14 protein-coding genes are annotated in these 17411 nt (G+C 68.6%); 4 read left to right on the top strand and 10 right to left on the bottom strand.

The window, feature by feature from the left end; all coding sequences use genetic code 11:
- The first annotated feature begins 6 nt into the window (after positions 1-6).
- Both EV653_RS06660 and EV653_RS06655 read left to right on the top strand, forming a co-directional pair.
- Positions 7-609: a DUF3000 domain-containing protein gene (locus tag EV653_RS06660; protein ID WP_134098960.1), complete on the top strand. Its 603-nt coding sequence runs from the start codon at positions 7-9 to the stop codon at positions 607-609.
- Positions 606-1868: a ribonuclease D gene (locus EV653_RS06655; RefSeq protein ID WP_134098958.1), complete on the top strand. Its 1263-nt coding sequence runs from the start codon at positions 606-608 to the stop codon at positions 1866-1868. Before EV653_RS06660 ends, EV653_RS06655 begins: the two co-directional genes overlap by 4 nt.
- A gap of 187 nt (positions 1869-2055) precedes the next feature.
- Here EV653_RS06655 and EV653_RS06645 read toward each other — a convergent pair whose 3' ends face one another.
- From EV653_RS06645 to EV653_RS06625, 5 genes are all read right to left on the bottom strand, one after another.
- The gene (locus EV653_RS06645) at positions 2056-3330 is read right to left on the bottom strand and encodes an MFS transporter (RefSeq protein WP_134098956.1); all 1275 of its coding nucleotides are present in this window, start codon (positions 3328-3330) and stop codon (positions 2056-2058) included.
- The gene (locus EV653_RS06640; protein WP_166679301.1) at positions 3327-3917 is read right to left on the bottom strand and encodes a winged helix-turn-helix domain-containing protein; all 591 of its coding nucleotides are present in this window, start codon (positions 3915-3917) and stop codon (positions 3327-3329) included. The genes EV653_RS06645 and EV653_RS06640 overlap by 4 nt, the downstream gene beginning before the upstream one ends.
- 238 nt (positions 3918-4155) lie before the next feature.
- Positions 4156-4647 carry a glutathione peroxidase gene (locus tag EV653_RS06635; protein ID WP_134098952.1) on the bottom strand — a complete coding sequence of 164 codons (492 nt, stop codon included), beginning with the start codon at positions 4645-4647 and terminating at the stop codon, positions 4156-4158.
- A 2-nt stretch (positions 4648-4649) separates the two neighbouring features.
- Positions 4650-5312 carry a dienelactone hydrolase family protein gene (locus EV653_RS06630; protein ID WP_134098950.1) on the bottom strand — a complete coding sequence of 221 codons (663 nt, stop codon included), beginning with the start codon at positions 5310-5312 and terminating at the stop codon, positions 4650-4652.
- Positions 5309-5977, bottom strand: coding sequence for a hypothetical protein (locus EV653_RS06625; protein ID WP_134098948.1), 669 nt, complete (start codon positions 5975-5977; stop codon positions 5309-5311). Before EV653_RS06625 ends, EV653_RS06630 begins: the two co-directional genes overlap by 4 nt.
- Positions 5978-6136: 159 nt before the next feature.
- On the opposite strand from EV653_RS06625, the gene EV653_RS06620 reads away from it, so the two are divergent.
- Together EV653_RS06620 and EV653_RS06615 are read left to right on the top strand one after the other, a co-directional pair.
- Positions 6137-7339 carry a thiolase family protein gene (locus EV653_RS06620; RefSeq protein WP_134098946.1) on the top strand — a complete coding sequence of 401 codons (1203 nt, stop codon included), beginning with the start codon at positions 6137-6139 and terminating at the stop codon, positions 7337-7339.
- Between the two features lie 67 nt (positions 7340-7406).
- Positions 7407-9518: a 3-hydroxyacyl-CoA dehydrogenase NAD-binding domain-containing protein gene (locus EV653_RS06615; RefSeq protein WP_134098944.1), complete on the top strand. Its 2112-nt coding sequence runs from the start codon at positions 7407-7409 to the stop codon at positions 9516-9518.
- 170 nt (positions 9519-9688) lie between these two features.
- Here EV653_RS06615 and EV653_RS06610 read toward each other — a convergent pair whose 3' ends face one another.
- The 5 genes from EV653_RS06610 to dxs form a co-directional block, all read right to left on the bottom strand.
- Complete coding sequence (locus EV653_RS06610) at positions 9689-10996, bottom strand: hypothetical protein (protein WP_134098942.1); 1308 nt, start codon at positions 10994-10996, stop codon at positions 9689-9691.
- A 54-nt stretch (positions 10997-11050) separates the two neighbouring features.
- Positions 11051-12532 (bottom strand): APC family permease, encoded by a 1482-nt coding sequence (locus EV653_RS06605; protein WP_134098940.1) that lies wholly within the window; start codon positions 12530-12532, stop codon positions 11051-11053.
- Between the two features lie 85 nt (positions 12533-12617).
- On the bottom strand, positions 12618-13973 hold the full coding sequence (locus EV653_RS06600) for a hypothetical protein (protein ID WP_238159601.1): 1356 nt from the start codon (positions 13971-13973) through the stop codon (positions 12618-12620).
- Between the two features lie 67 nt (positions 13974-14040).
- On the bottom strand, positions 14041-15378 hold the full coding sequence (locus tag EV653_RS06595) for a hypothetical protein (RefSeq protein WP_238159600.1): 1338 nt from the start codon (positions 15376-15378) through the stop codon (positions 14041-14043).
- 27 nt (positions 15379-15405) lie between these two features.
- On the bottom strand, positions 15406-17298 hold the full coding sequence (dxs, locus tag EV653_RS06590) for a 1-deoxy-D-xylulose-5-phosphate synthase (RefSeq protein WP_134098938.1): 1893 nt from the start codon (positions 17296-17298) through the stop codon (positions 15406-15408).
- Positions 17299-17411 lie beyond the last annotated feature (113 nt).

The raw sequence follows: 17411 nt of genomic DNA, 5'->3' as shown, positions 1-17411 counted from the left end.
CCAAGCATGGGTGCCCGCAAGCAGGTCGACGCGCCACCCGCGGAGTTCGCCGAGGCAGTCTCGCAGTTACGAGGTGCCCGGTTCCGGCCCGAGGTTTTCGTCGAGGAGATGCCCGCACCGCAGCGGATCGCACCGCATGCGGCGGCGGTCAGCGCCGACGTGACGGTTGACGGCGACGACATCGCCACCGGCCGCCTCGTCATCCTCTACGACCCGGACGGGAACGACGCCTGGCAGTCGACCTTCCGCTGTGTCGCGTATGTGCGAGCCGCCGTCGAACCGGAGATGGTGACCGACGCGCTGCTCGGTGGCGTGGGCTGGACCTGGCTGATGGAGGCGCTGGCCGACCGGGGTGCGGACTTCCTGGCCCCGAGCGGTACCGTCACCAGAGTGGTATCGGAGAGCTTCGGCGGAATGGCCGACGACGAGGCGACGGCGGAGATCGAGATCCGTGCGTCCTGGAGCCCCGTGCCCGGACACGGTGGAATCGTGGACGTGACCCCGCACGCCGAGGCGTGGGGCGAGGTTCTGTGTACGGCGGCCGGACTGCCGCCGGTTCCGCCTGGGGTGGTCGCGATGCCGACCCGGCGCGGACAGCGGGGCCGATGACCTCAGCCAACCCTCCACAGCCGTCCACCTCGGACGACCCGACCGCTAACCTGCCCCTGCTGGAACTGCGGGACGGGCTGTCCGACGTGATCGATGTCGAGTCCGCGCTGACCGAAACGATAGAGGCGTTCCGGGCCGGCACCGGTCCGGTGGCCGTCGACGCCGAGCGCGCCTCCGGCTACCGCTACTCGCACCGTGCGTACCTGGTCCAGCTGCGTCGTGAAGGCTCCGGCTCCGCGCTCGTCGACCCGATTCCGTTCGGCGACCTGTCCGCGCTCGGCGACGCGATCGTCGAGGCCGAGTGGGTCATCCACGCCGCCAACCAGGACCTTGCCTGCCTGGCCGAGGTCGGGATGGTGCCGCGGCAGGTGTTCGACACCGAGCTGGCCGGCCGGCTGCTCGGCTACCCCAAGGTCGGGCTCGCCTCGCTGGTGAGCGAAGTACTCGGCTATCGGATGCGCAAGGAGCACTCGGCCGCCGACTGGTCCACCCGGCCGCTCCCGGCCCCCTGGCTCGTGTACGCCGCTCTGGACGTCGAGATGCTGATCGAACTGCGGAACGCGATCGAGCACGAGCTGCGCCGCGAGGGCAAGTGGGAGTGGGCCGAGCAGGAGTTCGCCGCGATCCTCGACGCTCCCCCGCGCGAGCCGAAGCCCGACCCGTGGCGTCGTACGTCGGGCATGCATCGGGTCCGTAACCGTCGCAGCCTGGCCGTCGTCCGCGCGCTGTGGGAGGCGCGGGACCAGATCGCCGCCTCCGCGGACATCTCCCCCGGCCGGATCCTGCCCGACGCCGCCATCGTCGAGGCCGCGTCCGCGATGCCGGCCGACCGGGAGGCCCTCCAGAAGCTCACGGCCTTCAAGGGCCGCGGCGCGCACCGGCACATGCGGACCTGGTGGGAAGCGGTCGACCACGCCCGCCGACTCCCCGACTCCGAGCTCCCCAAGCAAGGCCCGCGGTACGACGGACCGCCGCCCGCCAGGGCCTGGGCCGACCGGGACCCGGACGCCGCGGCACGCCTGTCGGCCGCCCGCACCGCGGTCGCCGAGATCGCCGAGGCCCACCGCCTGCCGACGGAGAACCTGCTGGCCCCGGACACCATCCGCCGCCTGGCCTGGTCCCCGCCGAACGACGTGAACCTCGACGTCGTTACGAAGTTCCTCCGCGACCACCACGCCCGGCCCTGGCAGATCGGCCTCACCGCCGAGGTGCTCACCGACGCCATGAACTCGGAAGCCCCGGCCAAACCGCTCGACTAGCGCCTCCCCGGCGCGTCCCCGGCGCGTTGGGTGGCGCGTTGGGTGGCGCGTCGGGTGGCGCGTCGGGTGGCGCGTCGGGTGGCGCGTCGGGTGGCGCGTTGGGTGGCGCGTTTGGCGGCGCGTTGGGTGGGTTGACCCCTGAGTTTGTCGGTTGCCCCCTCAAATTCTCAGGGGGCAACCGACCATCTCAGGGGTCAACCCCCGAGATGGTCCCCGGATGCAGGCTGGCGGTGTCCGGCTGGGGTTCTGGCACCTGCGCTCCACTGTTTCCGCCAGTCGGGTCCGGGCGGAGTTTGTCGCGGAGGGTGAGGACGATCTGGAGCGCGCCGAGCAGGATCACGGTCGCGATGATCGCGAAGATCTGGCGGTAGCTCAGCAGGCTGACGAGCAGGCTCCCGAGCGCGAGCGAGATCGCCTGCGGTGTTGACAGCAACACCTCGACCGCGGTCGAGACGCGGCCGATCAGATGACCCGGCGACCGGCGCTGCATCAGCGTCGTGAAGGCGACGAACGTCCACGGCAGCCCGAGGCCGCAGATGGCGGCGCCGACCAGGACGACGGCGACCGTCGGCGCGACGATGCAGACGATCGTGGACACGGCCAGCGCGACCAGGCCGAGCGCGCAGACCGCGACCTCGCCAAGCCTGCGGACGGCGGCCGCGGCGGTGAGCCCGCCGATGATCGCGCCGACGCCCTGGCAGGTGACGAACACACCGGCGTACGGCGCCGGCTTGCCGAAGGCGTCCAGCAGCGCGTAGATCGACGACTCGAAGAAGCCGATGACAAGGATCGAGATCCCGAGGCCCGCCAGCACATGCCGGAGGACACGGTCGCCGACCAGGAAGTGGATACCGCCGAGCACGTCCTCCCTGAAGCTGTGCTTGGCCGGCGCCGGAGTCTCAGTCACCGTGATCGTCGTGATCAGCAGGCCGGCGACGACGAAGCTGGCCGCGTCGACCACCGCGACCAGCCAGCCGCCGACCGTCGCGAACATCGCCGCACCGACCAGCGGGCCGAAGAGCCGGAAGCCTTCCTTGATCGTGGCCAGGCTCGAGTTGGCGTCGACGAGCAGCTCGTCCGGGAGCAGTTCCTTGAGCAGGCCGTTGAGCGCGGCTGGCAATACGACGAACGAGACGCCGTACAGGAAGGCAACCACCCAGATCAGCCAGACGTCGTCGGCGCTCCGCACGAGGACGAGCGGGAGTACGGCGGCCGCGCTGGCGAAGTTGCCCCAGACGAGGATCGCCTTGCGGGGCAGGCGATCCACCCACACGCCGAGCAGCGGTGCGCCGAGCGCCGGAAGCACCATGAAGAAGAACGTCAGGCCGGCCATCGCATTGGAGCCGGTGAGCGTCTTGACCCACATGCTCAGCACCAGCAGCATCACCGAGTCGCCGAGCATCGACGTACTGAGACCGCCGAACAGACGCGGGAACCCGGGCTGGGCAAACAGCTTCCTCATGCCGGCTCGACTCCCGGGAAGTACGTCGGCACGCCCCACGCCACGAACTCGCACAGTCGTGAGCCTGCCGGCCGTTTGCTGGGATCAGTGAGCCGCTCGACATGGCGGTCGAGCACAGCGCTGATGGCGTCGTTCATCTCCTTGAGCTCGTCTGCCGTCAGCCAGGCAACCATCTCGATGCCCGACTGCGCCGTACGCCACTCCTCGGGCTCGTCCGGCATGCGCTCCTCGGACTCCCGCAGCCGATCCATCGCCCGGCCCATCGTCACCTCGGACAAGGCTTGCGCGGCCCGCCGCTCCTCGACCGAGGCCGACGCGTGTTCGTCGTCCCAGTGGAACCCGAGCCCGGGCACCTGCCAGGGCCGCTGCCGGCCCTTCCCGCCCTCGGCCTCCACGACGAACCCGTGCTGGGCCAGCTTGCGCAGATGCCAGGAGCAGTTGGCCGGCGTCTCGTCGAGCCGGTCGGCCAGCTCGGTCGCGGTCAGCGGGCCGCTGACCGACAGCAGCTCGATGATCGCCATCCGCACGGGATGGGCGAGCGCGTTGAGCTCCCGGGGATCGCTCAGGCGACGATGCGGTTCAGGCATGCGTCGAAAGTACTCTTTCGAAAGAGTCGTTGCAATGCCTCGCGAAGAGGGTCGCCGCCGCATCGCGTGACCGGGCAGCCGGACCGCTGAGGGGTCAACCCCTCAGATTGCCGGTTGACCCCTGGCCTGCGGCCGGGCAAACCCACCGGCTCAGGGGTTGGCCCCTCAGACGGACCGGCGCCCGCACCTGCCGGGATAGGGGCAGGTGCTGGGGCGGGTGATAGGTGGTCGGGGCCGGCTAGTTCTTCGGGAGTTGGGTCTCGATTGCGGTGACGACCTCGTCGGACTCCGGCTCGGTGCGGGGGCGGAAGCGGGCGGCGACGGTGCCCTCGGGGCTGATCAGGAACTTCTCGAAGTTCCACTGGATGTCGCCGGCCTCGCCCTCGGCGTCGGGCGTGAGGGTCAGCTCGGCGTACAGCGGGTGCCGCCCCTCGCCGTTCACCTCGAGCTTGTCGAGCATCGGGAACGTGACGCCGTACGTCGTCGAGCAGAACGTCTCGATCTCTTCGGCCGACCCCGGCTCCTGGCCGCCGAACTGGTTGCAGGGCGCGCCGAGCACCGTGAACCCACGGGACTCGTACTTCTTCTGCAGGTTCTCCAGGCCCTCGTACTGCGGCGTCAGGCCGCACTTCGACGCCACGTTGACGACCAGGACAGCCTTGCCCTTGTAGTCGCCGAGCGACGTCGATGCGCCGGACAGAGTGGTCAGCGGAATGTCGTACAGGCTCATGCTCATCCTTGGTGAGTTGGGAGGTGACGGGCAAGAAAGTCTTCGGTACGCCGCCACGCGAGCGCGGACGCGTCGGCGTTGTGGAACATCGGCAGCGGGTTGTCGAACGCGTGCCCGGCGCCGTCGTACCGGTGGATCTCGGCATCGCCCAGTCCGGGGACGATCGCGTCGACGTCCAGGAACGTGTCGGTGTTGCCGAAGTGGTGCAGGGTCGGCGCGGTCACCTGCGGGGTCAGCTCCAGGAGGTTCTTGAGCGCGGAGCCGTAGTAGCTCACGAGCACATCCGGGTGCGACAGCGCGGCGACGTTGAACGCCAGCCCGCCGCCGAAGCAGAAGCCGACCACGCCTGCGCCCTCGCCACGGGCCTGCAGGTAGCGCAGCGCCGCAAGAGCGTCCTTCACCGCGAGATCCCAGTCCAGGCGCCCGACGATGCCCATCGCGCGTTGCAGTAGCTCCGGCGAGGACTCGTCCAGCTCGGTGTCGTCAAGGCGCCAGTAGATCTCCGGCGCGATGACGTAGTACCCCAGGGCGTGCAGATCCGCCGCACGCTCCTTGATGTAGTCGGAGACCCCGAAGATCTCCTGGAGGAGCAGGATTCCCGGCGCGTCGGCTTCGGCCGATCCCCACTCGTGGACTGGTAATCCGTCGTCGAGCTCCAAGGTCACACTGTGAAGCGTACGACCTCGGTGGGTGTCGGCCTCGGCGCAGGTGCGGGCATCCACGACTTGGTCTCGGCGATCGCGTCGACGAGCAGCCGGTACAGCCGGTCGTCCGGGTCCGGCACGCACGCCTGCGAGATGCCCTCGACCGCGCAGGACACCGCGCGGGGCGCCGTTCGGCGAGCGAAGTCCGGCGCACCACGGCGGGATCGTGCGGTGAACGCCCGCGCCCACTTGGTCGCCGACGGGACCGCCTGCAGTACGGCGAGCGAGTCCGGCTCGATGTCGTCGAGCGGACGCCCGTCGAGCTCGGCCAGCTGCTTCTCCCCCACCAGCAACGCGACGGCCAGGATGTACTGCCGCTCCTGCGAGACGACCGGCAGCGCGTGCTGGATGCAGCGCGCCGTGACCCGCGCTACGACGTGCGGGTCCTCCGGGGTCAGCCCGATCACCGACGGGATCATCGGCGCCAGGCGGGACCGCCCGGAGTCCGTCGTGCAGTCGTTGACGTCCCGCGCCACGCCGGCCAGCAGCGGATGCGTGCAGGCGGGGTGGTCGGACCACGGTTCGCCGGCCAAGTACGAGGCGAACTCCATGAAACAGGCGCCCTTGCGTGGATTGCGGTGCTTGCCGCGGCTCAGGACCGGTACGGCGAGATCAAGGTTGTTCATGAACGGCTCCCCATAGCTACCTGCCACCAGCATGCGCCGATTCCAGGCGGTTGGCCACGGGTTGCTGTGAGCAGCTCCACAACCACAGGGTGTTTGGCACTTCTGTTACTCATGGGTAGCATCGAGGTAGCTTTCCCGACCCCCTAGAGGAGGGCCCTCGTGCCCCGTGAGATCCGCGATGTCGTGTTCGTCGACGGCGTTCGCACCCCGTTCGGCAAGGCCAAGGGCCAGTACGCCGAAACCCGCGCCGACGACCTGGTGATCAAGTGCATCCGGGAGCTGCTGCGGCGGAACCCGGGTCTCCCCCCGGAACGCGTGGATGAGGTCGCGATCGCGGCCACCACCCAGATCGGCGACCAGGGCCTGACCATCGGCCGGACCGCGGCCCTGCTGGCCGGTCTGCCGAACACCACGCCCGGCTACGCCATCGACCGGATGTGCGCCGGCGCGATGACCGCCGTCACCACCACCGCGGCCGGTGTTGCGTTCGGTGCGTACGACGTGGTGATCGCGGGCGGGGTCGAGCACATGGGCCGGCACCCGATGGGCGAGGGCGTCGACCCGAACCCGCGGATCATCTCCGAGAAGCTCGTCGACACCTCCGCCCTGGTGATGGGGTCGACCGCGGAGAACCTGCACGACCGGTTCCCGGGGATCACCAAGGAGCGCGCCGACGCCTACGCCGCAGCGTCGCAGGAGAAGGCCGCGAAGGCCTACGCCAACGACCTGATCCAGCCCGACCTGGTGCCGGTCGCGACCCGGTCGGCCGAGCAGGGCTGGGGCCTCGCGAGCACCGACGAGCCGATGCGGCCGGGCACCACCGTCGAGGACCTGGCTGCCTTGAAGACGCCGTTCCGTCCGCACGGCCGGGTCACCGCGGGTAACTCGGCCGGCATCAACGACGGCGCGACCGCGTGCGTGCTGACGTCGGCGGAAGCCGCCGAGGAACTCGGGCTCACGCCGAAGATGAAGCTGGTCTCGTACGCCTTCGCCGGCGTCGAGCCCGAGGTGATGGGGGTCGGCCCGATCCCGGCGACCGAGAAGGCGCTGAAGCTGGCCGGGCTGACGATCGACGACATCCAGGCCTTCGAGGTGAACGAGGCGTTCGCCGTCCAGGTGCTGGCATTCCTGGAGCACTATGGCATCGCCGACGACGACCCGCGGGTCAACCCGTACGGCGGTGCGATCGCCTACGGCCACCCGCTCGCGTCGTCCGGGGTCCGGCTGATGAACCAGCTGGCCAAGCAGTTCGAGCAGCGCCCCGAGGTCCGCTACGGCCTCACCACCATGTGCGTCGGCCTCGGCATGGGCGGCACGGTCATCTGGGAGAACCCCAACTGGGAAGGGAACGCGGCCTCGTGAGCGCAGCGAACAGTAGGCAGAGCAGTCATCTGGCTCACTTGAGCTCGGAGCGAAGCGGAGAGTTCAAGTGAGTCTGCAGGAACTGATCGACTCGGCGTCAGCCTTGTCGACCGACGAGGTCGTCACGCTCGCGCACTCCCGGGACGTCGTACTGCCCGGCAAGGCCGGCACGATGGCGCTGATCACGCTGGACAACGGGCATGATCACACCAAGCCGAACACCTTCGGCCCGAAGGGTCTGGGGTCGCTGAACGCGGCTCTGGATGCCGCACTGGCTCGCGACGAGATCGTCGCGATCGGTGTCACCGGCAAGCCGTTCATCCTCGCCGCGGGCGCGGACCTGACCGGCGTACCGAAGCTGGCCGATCGGGAGCAGGCGCTGGCGCTCGGCAAGATCGGTCACGGCGTACTGCGGAAGCTGGTCGACGGCGGCAAGCCCTCGTTCGCGTTCGTGAACGGTGTGGCGCTCGGCGGCGGGCTCGAGGTTGCGCTGCACGCTTCCTACCGCACCGTCTCGGTAGCGGCCGGGATGCTCGCGACGCCTGAGGTCTTCCTCGGGCTGATCCCCGGCTGGGGCGGCAACTTCCTGCTGCCGAACCTGATCGGCGCGGACAACGCGGTCAAGGTCGTCGTCGAGAACGCCCTCAATCAGAACAAGATGCTGAGCGGGCCGGAGGCGGTGAAGTTCGGCATCGGCGACGTACTGCTGGAGTCGGCCGACTTCCTCGAGCAGTCGTTGCTGTGGGCATCGAAGGTGCTCACGGGTTCGGTTGTGGTCGAGCGTCCTCCAGTCGACCGGGGTGAGGCGTGGGACGCGGCCGTTGCCCGGGGCAAGGCTTTTGCCGACCTGAAGGTCAGCGGGGCGGCGCCGGCGCCGTACCGGGCGCTGGAGTTGATCGCGGCGGCTCGGGACAACGATCGGGATCGTGGGTTCGCCGCGGAAGACGAGGCGCTTGCCGATCTGATCATGAGCGAAGAGCTGCGGAGTGGGCTCTACGCGTTCGATCTCGTGAACAAGCGGGCCAAGCGGCCCGCGGGTGCGCCGGACAAGTCGTTGGCGCGGCCGGTGTCGAAGGTCGGTGTCGTCGGCGCGGGTCTGATGGCCGGTCAGCTGGCGCTGCTGTTCGCGCGGCGGCTCGAGGTTCCCGTCGTACTGACAGATCTCGATCAGGAGCGCGTGGATCGCGGCGTCGGCTATGTCCACGGTGAGATCGACAAGCTGCTCGCGAAGGGGCGGGTACGCTCCGACAAGGCGAACCAGCTGAAGGCGCTGGTCACCGGGTCGGTCGACAAGAGCGTGTTCGCGGACGCGGACTTCGTGATCGAGGCCGTGTTCGAGGAACTGCAGCTGAAGAAGACGATCTTCGCCGACCTGGAGAAGATCATCCGGCCGGACGCGATCCTCGCGACGAACACCTCGTCGTTGTCGGTGACCGAGATGGCCGCGGACCTCGAGCACCCGGAGCGGGTCGTCGGGTTCCACTTCTTCAACCCGGTCGCGGTGCTGCCGCTGCTGGAGATCATCCGGGCCGACCGGACCGACGACGCTTCGCTGGCCACTGCGTTCGCTGTCGGCAAGACGCTGAAGAAGTCGTGTGTGCTGGTGAAGGACGCACCGGCGTTCGTGGTGAACCGGCTGCTGACGCGGTTCCTCGGCGAGGTCAGCGCGGCGGTCGACGAAGGTACGCCGATCCCCGACGCCGATCGCGCTCTCGCCGCCCTCGGCCTGCCGATGCCGCCTTTCGTGCTGCTGCAGCTGGTCGGGCTACCGGTCGCGCTGCACGTCGCGGAGACGATGAACCGCGCGTACCCGGACCGGTTCGCGGTGTCTTCGAACCTGGCCAAGGTAGTTGCTGCAGGCAAGAGTTCGTTCTACGTATGGCCCGAGGGCAAGCCGGTCGTCGACCCTGAGGTCGAGGAGCTGGTGAGTGTCGGCGACAAGCCTTCCACCCCGGACGAACTCCGCAACCGAGTCCTCACCGCCTTGGCCGAGGAAATCATGATCATGCTCGACGAGGGCGTGGTCGCCGAGGCGCAGGACATCGACCTCTGCCTCCTCCTGGGCGCCGGCTGGCCCTTCCACCTGGGCGGCATCACCCCCTACCTCGACCGCACCGGCATCGCGGAAAAGGTCAACGGATCCCGCTTCCTCCCCCAAGGCCTCGCCAGCCTCATCTAGAACCGCTGGGGGGCGGTACGGAGCCGGAAGCCCGCTCCGTCCCCCAGCAACTACCAGGAACGAAGAATTGGCGTTGGACTACCGGTTCCGGCTACTTTGCGGAAGGAAGTTCGCGCTCAGTGGCAGTTATGTTCCGGAGAACAGGTCCGCGGGATCCCCGACCGTTCCTCTTAGCCCTTGAACGTCTTGGTGCCGGCTACCACCTGGGTTGCGGTCAGACCGGTGTCTTTCTTCAGGACCGACTCGCCATGTTGGGACATGTCGGTGTAGAGGGTGGCCAGTTTTTTCTCGCCGAGTTTGTGGGCCAGGTATTCGACGATCCACCAGCTGGTGCCGTAGGCGCGGTCTGCGTTGGCGTCGAAGACTGTGGTGTCGGGTAGCGCGGTGAGCTTCGGGAGGTACGCCGACTTCACGCGCTTGCGGTACGGGTCAACGGACCAGTGCGGGTCGTCCTCGATCGACCGGCAGCGCACGTACTCCGCCATGCCCTCGACCATCCAGATCGGGGTGTAGATGCCGAGCGTCGCCGTCGCGACATGCGTCATCTCATGCACCAAGAGGTCTTTGTCGAGGCGCTTGCGGAGGGCGGGGTTCACCACGATGCGGCTACCGATGGGTGGCCCGACCGGCTTGCCCAGTTGCTCGCCCTGGTAGAGGGTCACCGCCTTCGCCGCGATCGTCCAGCCATCCCCGGTCCCCGCGGTCCAGATCGTCGACATGACGCGTTCCTGCGGCATCGCCACCACCAGTACGGCGCCGTTCCACGGTCGCGCCCAGTGTTTGCGGACCGACTTCACCGCCTTCTCGGCGACCTGCGCGACCTTCGTACCGAGGCTCGCTTCCTTCTTGTCCACGACAACGACGACCGTGCCACGGCGTACCACCTGGACCTCGTCGAAGTCCCACGGCTGCTGATGACCGTCGCGGCTGAGGTTCTCGTCCGTCCCGGTGTCGTCGACGAGCACCCACGCAGTACCTCGCTGGACGAACGTGTACCCGAGATCGGTCTGCACCGGTTGCGGATCCAGCCCCACCAACTGGTACCGCATCATCACTCGCGTCGAGAACGTCGTCGGCCCGAACTTCGCGACCAGCCCAGGCACCGGCCGGAACGCATCGGCGGTGAAGTACTTCAGCGAGCTGAACCCGAACTTCCGCAGGTTCACGAACAGCAGCCGCTCCCGCGCGACCAACTCGGCCTGCTTCGGGTCGACCGAGGCCAGGAAGCCCCTCACATCACCCTTGAGTACGGCGGCCGACCGCCGGGCCAGCAGCGCATCGATCGCCTGCTTGCGCGCCAGCGCCTCAGCAGGAGCGAGCTCTCCCGGCTCCGGCGAAGTCGGCCGCGTCGCGACAGCGGCGACCGCGCTGTCGCCAGGTGGTGCCTCGCCGTCCCGGAACCGTACGGCGACGACCGCGCCGGACGCAGCGAGCGCCAGCACGGCAACGCCCGCGAGCAGGCGTTTCGGGTGATTCATTGGTGATCCCCTCGGATGGTCGGCTGATCCTAGCCGACCATCCGAGGGCGACGATCACGCCTTCTGCGCCTCGCCGGTGCGCTCCTCCAGACCGACCCGGCTGCGCCGGTAGCCGTACAGGGCGTAGACGGCGAATCCGAGCACCATCCAGATCGCGAACCGCAGCCAGGTCTCCAGCGACAGGTTCAGCATCAGGTAGATGCAGATGATCGCGGCCAGGATCGGGACGACCGGGTTGCCCGGCACCGTGAACGACCGCTTGATGTCCGGCCGGCTCTTCCGCAGCAGCGGTACGGCGATCGACACCAGCGTGAAGGCGGCCAGCGTGCCGATGTTGACCATCTCTTCGAGCTTGCCGATCGGGGTGACCCCGGCGATGATCGCGACGACGATGCCGATCCCGATCGTCAGCCGGTACGGCGTACCCCACTTCGGGTGCGTCTTGCCGAGCTGACGGGGCATCAGGTGGTCGCGGCTCATCGCGAACACGACCCGCGCCGCGCCGATCATCAGCGTCAGGACGACGGTGGTCAGACCGGCGACCGCACCGGCGGAGATCAGCGTCGCGAAGCCGCCCCGGCCGACCGACCGGAACGCTTCGGCCAGCGCGGCCTCGCCGTTGATGTCGGTGTACTTCACCATGCCGGTGATGACGATGCAGACCAGCACGTACAGCACGGTGCAGATCGCCAGTGAGCCGATGATGCCACGGGGCAGGTCGCGCTGCGGGTTCTTCGCCTCTTCAGCCGTGGTCGCGACGACGTCGAACCCGATGAACGCGAAGAACACCAGCGACGCGCCGGACACCAGACCCATGATGCCGAACGTCGACGGCGTGAACCCGAACAGCGCCTGGAACAGCGGCGTGGTGATCGTGACATCGCCGTTGGGGGCCGGCACGCTCGGCGGGATGAACGGCGTCAGGTTCGAGCCCTTGATGTAGAACAGGCCGGCGATGATCACGAACAGGACCACGAACAGCTTGATGCCGACCAGCACCAGGTTGACCCGCAGCGACTCCTTGATCCCGATCGTCGCCAGCGTCGCCAGCACGAGCACGAGCAGCATCGCCAGCACGTTCACATGGCTGTCGGGCCCGATCGACGACGGCCAGCCCAAACCGATCTGTTCGAGGAACAAGGCGGCGTACGTCGACCAGCCCTGCGCCACGACGCTTGCCCCGAGCATCAATTCGAGCAGCAGGTCCCAGCCGATGATCCAGGCGAAGATCTCACCGAGGGCGAAGTACGAGAACGTGTACGCCGAACCCGACACCGGGACGGTCGACGAGAACTCTGCGTAGCACAACGCGGCCAGCGCACAGCAGACCGCGGCCAGGACGAAGGACAATGCGATACCGGGGCCGGCGTAAAGCTTCGCGGCGCGGCCGGTCAGGGTGAAGATACCGGCACCGATGATGACACCGATGCCGAAGACGGTCAGGTCTATCGCGGTGAGGCGTTTCTTGAGCTGGTACTCCGGCTCGTCCGTGTCGGCGATCGACTGCTCGACCGTCTTCTTCCGCACAAGACTCATCTGCGCCTCCTCGACTGCGTCTTCTCAAAGACAGGACGGAACCCTACGAGGTTGCCCCTCTGACAGCGCGAGGTCAAACCGCCACTCAGCGTTGTGGCTTGTATGTTGCCAGCGACGTCCACAAGGTGGCTTCGGTCAGACCGCTGCGTTCCATCAGGATCCGGTCCCGGGCGGCCTGGTCGGTGCCGTTCCTGGCCATGTCCTCGTACAGGTCCTCGACGTTGGCGAGCCCGATCCGCTGGACGAGGAACCGGACCGCGAGCCAGCTCACGCCGTACACGTCGGCGGAGTTCTGGTAGAAACCGGCGTCGCTCGGTAGCGAGGTCAGTTGCGGCAGCGCCTCGTCGATGACCTCCTGCTCCCATTTGCCGACCTCGCCGGGTCCGCTGATCGCCTCGATCCCCTTCCAGGACACGTACTCCGCGGCGCCTTCGGCCAGCCAGAGCGGCTCGTACCCGCCGAGGTCCGCGGTGGCGACGTGGGTGATCTCGTGGGACAGCAGGATCTCGTCGACGCGGTCGCGCTCGTTCGGGTTGATCACGATGTAGCCGCCGGCGACCGTGCCGTCGGCAGTGTCCTGACCGGGCAGCGACGAGAACGTCGAACCGGTGCTGGCCGCGGACTCGATGTCCTCGTCGGCGAACCGCGCATCGCGTACGTCGGTCTCGTCGAGCGCGATCACCAGCACCGAGCCGTTCCACTTGCGCGGCCAGTACGCCGTCACCTCGTTGAGGCCCTCGGTTGCGGCGGCCACGATCGCCCGCCCGCGTTTCGTGTCGCCCTTCTCGACCACCGCGAGTACACGCGGCCCGCGCTGGACCTCGATCCGGCCCAGGTCCCAGGCCTCGCGGTGCGCGCCCGGGCCGAGGTCGGCGTCCAGGTCGTTGTCGGCGGTGAGCAGCCAGTGGCCGGCCCGGGAGATGAACGTGTAGCCGAGTTCGGTCGTCACCGGCGTGAAGTCGACCTTCGGGATCTGGTACCGCATCAGCACCCGGACGAGGTACGTCGTACCGCCGTGGGCCCGGACCACGGCCGGGTTGAAACGCTCCTCGGCCTGGCTGTACCCGAGCTCGGTGAAGCCGATCTCGACCAGGTTCGCGAACAGGATCTTCTGCTCGGCGCGCAGCTTCTTGTTGGCCGGATCGACATCGGCCAGGAACAGCGCCTCGTTGCCGGTCTGCACGGCCTGCGCGCGGCGGAGCAGGATCGAGTCGACGGCCAGCCGGCGCGCGGCGATCTGGGCGGCGATCCGCGACGGCTTCGTCGCCTTCGGTGCGGTCGGGGTCGCGGTCTGCACGACCGACGGGTGGGTGCGGGCGTCCTGCTCCCGTTGTTCAACGGTGTAGACCACGCCGCCCGACACCGCGGCCACTGCCAGCACGAGCCCCAGCCAGCGGCGGGGACCGGTGGGCGGCCGTGATTCAGGCGTCGTTGCACTCACTTCGGGTTGGTTCCCCTCCGAGTACCCGATGGTCGCAGACGGGTTACCCTAACCGACCTTCCCCGCTTTATGCTGCCGCGGCAGCCTTCAGGGCGGTGAAAAGTCCCGTCTCGGTCATCCCGATGTGCTCGAGCATGATCCGGTCGCGTTCCTTCTGGGTCGAGCCCATCGCCGCCAGTTCGCGGTACAGCGTGCCGACCTCGGTCCCGCCGAACCGCGTGAACAGGTAGTCGAGCGCGAGCCAGGACAGCGGGTACGAGCTGTCGGCCTGGTCGAAGAACGTCGCGTCCGCGGGCAGACTCTTCGCCTTCGCGAGGTACTTGGTCCGGACGTCCTGCCGGTACTGCGCTATCGCCAGGTTCGTCTGCCCCGCCATCGGCAGGAACTCGACGTACGTCGCGGCGCCCTCGACCAGCCAGCGCGGCGCATACGGACCGTACGGCGCGGTCGCGACGTGGGTGAACTCGTGGGCGAGCGTTCGCGCGTCGACCTTGGCGCGGTTGTACGGGTTGATGACGACGTACGAGTCGGCCCGCTCCCCCGCGCCGGTGACCTCGCCCGGCAGCGTGCGGTACACCCAGGTCGCCATCGCGATCGCGTCCTCGGCGTTCTTCGGCTGGGTGTAGTCCGCGCCGCGAACGAGCTTGTCGTCGAGCGCGATCACGACACCGGATCCCTTCCAGCCGCCGGGCCAGCGGTTGGTAACGGCCTGCACCGCGCTGACCGACATCGAGACCAGCTTGTTCGCGAGTGCGTCCTGGCCCTTCTCGACGACCACCAGCACGCGCGGCGCACGCTTGACCAGGACCGGGCCGGTGTCCCATGCCTCCTGGTGCGAGCCGCGCGGGAGACGCTTGTCGATGTCGGAGTCCGAGACCAGCATCCAGGACCCGTTCGCACGCTGGGTGAACGTGTACCCGAGCATCGCGCGAACCGGGACCAGATCGATGCCGCGGATCTGGTACGTCATCGCGACGGCGACCAGGTACGTCGTCGGGCCGTCCTTCTGCACGATGCTGTCGTCGTACTGCTGGGACAGCTGCTGGTACGTCAGCTTGGCGAAACCGAACTGGCGAAGGTTGGTGAACAGGGTCCGCTGGCTCGCGACGAGGCGCGTGTTAGCGGAGTCGAGGTCGGCCAGGAACTCGGTCTCGTTACCCGCCAGCACAGCCTGCGCGCGCCGCTTCAGTACGACGTCGACCGCAGCCGTGCGAGCAGCGAGGTCGACGCTCGCCGTACTAGAGGCGCCGTCCACCGAGCCGTCGGCGCGCTGGCTCGAGCGATGCAGCGCGAGACCGCCCGCGACCGCGGCGCCGATCAGGACCAGCGACAGCAGGACCGGCCAGACCCGGCTCAACCGCCGTCGGGCGCCACCGTGGCGGCTGTGCCGCCCTGCCTCAGCCACGGTCCTGGCTCCTGGTCAGTGACGTGCCTAGGCGTTGCCCGGGCGGTCGCCCGCCGGGTCGGGCGTGTCGAGGGCGTCGCCGTGGTGCTCCGACAGCAGCTCGGTGATCTCGCGGGCCAGCTCCTGCCCGGTCAGCCCGATCTCCTGCAGTACGACGGGACGCTTGGCGTGTTGCAGGAACTCCTGCGGGATGCCGAAGTCGCGGATCGGGGTCTCGATGCCGGCGTCCCGGACCGCCTGCGCGATCATCGAGCCGCATCCACCGGCCCGGCCGTTGTCCTCGATCGTGACGACCAGCTTGAAGTCCGCGGCCAGCGCGACCAGCTCGGGCGCCACCGGCTTCACCCAGCGCGGGTCGACCACGGTGACACCGAACCCGTGCGCCTCGAGACGGTCCGCGACGTCCATCGCGGTCGCCGCCATCGCGCCGATGCCGACCAGCAGCACGTCGTTCCCGGTCCGCTGGAGCACGTCGAGCTGCCCGATGCGGTCGATGGCCTCGATGTCCGGGCAGACCTCGCCCTTCGAGTACCGCAGTACGGTCGGGGCGTCGTCCACCTCGACTGCCTCGTTGAGGAGCTCCTGGACCCGCTTGCCGTCGCGCGGCGCCGCCAACCGGAGGCCGGGCACGACCTGGAGGATCGACATGTCCCACATGCCGTTGTGGCTCGGGCCGTCGTCACCGGTGATGCCGGCGCGGTCGAGCGCGAAGGTGACGCCGCACTTGTGCAGCGCGACGTCCATCAGGACCTGGTCGAAGGCGCGGTTGAGGAATGTGGCGTAGATCGCGACGACCGGGTGCAGACCGCCCATCGCGAGACCGGCCGCGCTCGTCACCGCGTGCTGCTCCGCGATGCCGACGTCGAACGTCCGGTCCGGGAACTCGTCGGCGAAGCGGGCCAGGCCGGTCGGATGCAGCATCGCCGCCGTGACCGCGACCACGTCCGGGCGGCGGTGGCCGATCTTGACCAGCTCGTCGGAGAACACGTCCGTCCAGCCGCGCGGCTTGTTGGCCGGCCGGATCTGGTGGAAGTTGTCCTCCTCGTCCTGCTCGGCGGCCAGGTAGCCGAAGCCCTTCTTGGTCACCGCGTGCACGATCACCGGTCCGCCGAACGCCTTCGCGCTGCGCAGTGCGTCCTCCATCGCCTCGCGGTCGTGACCCGCGACAGGTCCGACGTACTTGAGGCCGAGGTCCTCGAACATGCCCTGCGGGGCGAGCATGTCCTTCAGGCCCTTCTTGATCCCGTGCAGCACCTCGTACATCGGCGGGCCGACGTACGGCGTACGGCCGAGGTTCTTCTTGATCAGGTCGAGGACCTTCTCGTACCGCGGGTTGGTGCGGAGCGTGGTCAGGTGCGTCGCGAGGCCGCCGACGGTGTCGCTGTACGACCTGCCGTTGTCGTTGACGATGATGACCAGCTTGAGGTCCTTGGCGGCGGCGATGTTGTTCAGCGCCTCCCAGGCCATGCCGCCGGTCAGACCGCCGTCGCCGATCAGCGCGACGACGTGGCGGTCCTCCTTGTTCAGCCGGTACGCCTTGGCCAGGCCGTCGGCGTACGAGAGGGCTGTCGAGGCGTGGCTGTTCTCGATGATGTCGTGCTCGGACTCGGTGTGGCTCGGGTAGCCGGACAGGCCGCCCTGCTGACGGAGCGTGTCGAAGCGCGCGGCGCGGCCGGTGACCAGTTTGTGCACATACGCCTGGTGGCCGACGTCGAAGACGAGTCGGTCGCGGGGCGAGTCGAAGACCCGGTGCATCGCCAGGGTGATCTCGACCATCCCCAGGTTCGGGCCGAGGTGACCTCCGGTCCGGGACACGGTCTCCACCAGCACGTCCCGGATCTCCGCCGCGAGATCGGTGAGCTGCTGATCAGTCAGCTTCTTGAGGTCCGCCGGACCTCCTACCGTCTCCAGCACGCGCATCGAGCTCCTCCCGCAGGTCTTTCTCGAATGCTTGAGTCTATGCTCGCCTTGCCCGGAATCCGAACTCGGTCACGGGCCGCGAGCGGGGTTCGGGCGGATCTCGGGCGGATGTT

This window comes from Kribbella pratensis, from assembly GCF_004365355.1.
Lineage (GTDB): Bacteria > Actinomycetota > Actinomycetes > Propionibacteriales > Kribbellaceae > Kribbella.
The sequence above is the reverse complement of the archived record's forward strand: the minus strand, read 5'-3'. Positions and strand labels throughout refer to the sequence as shown.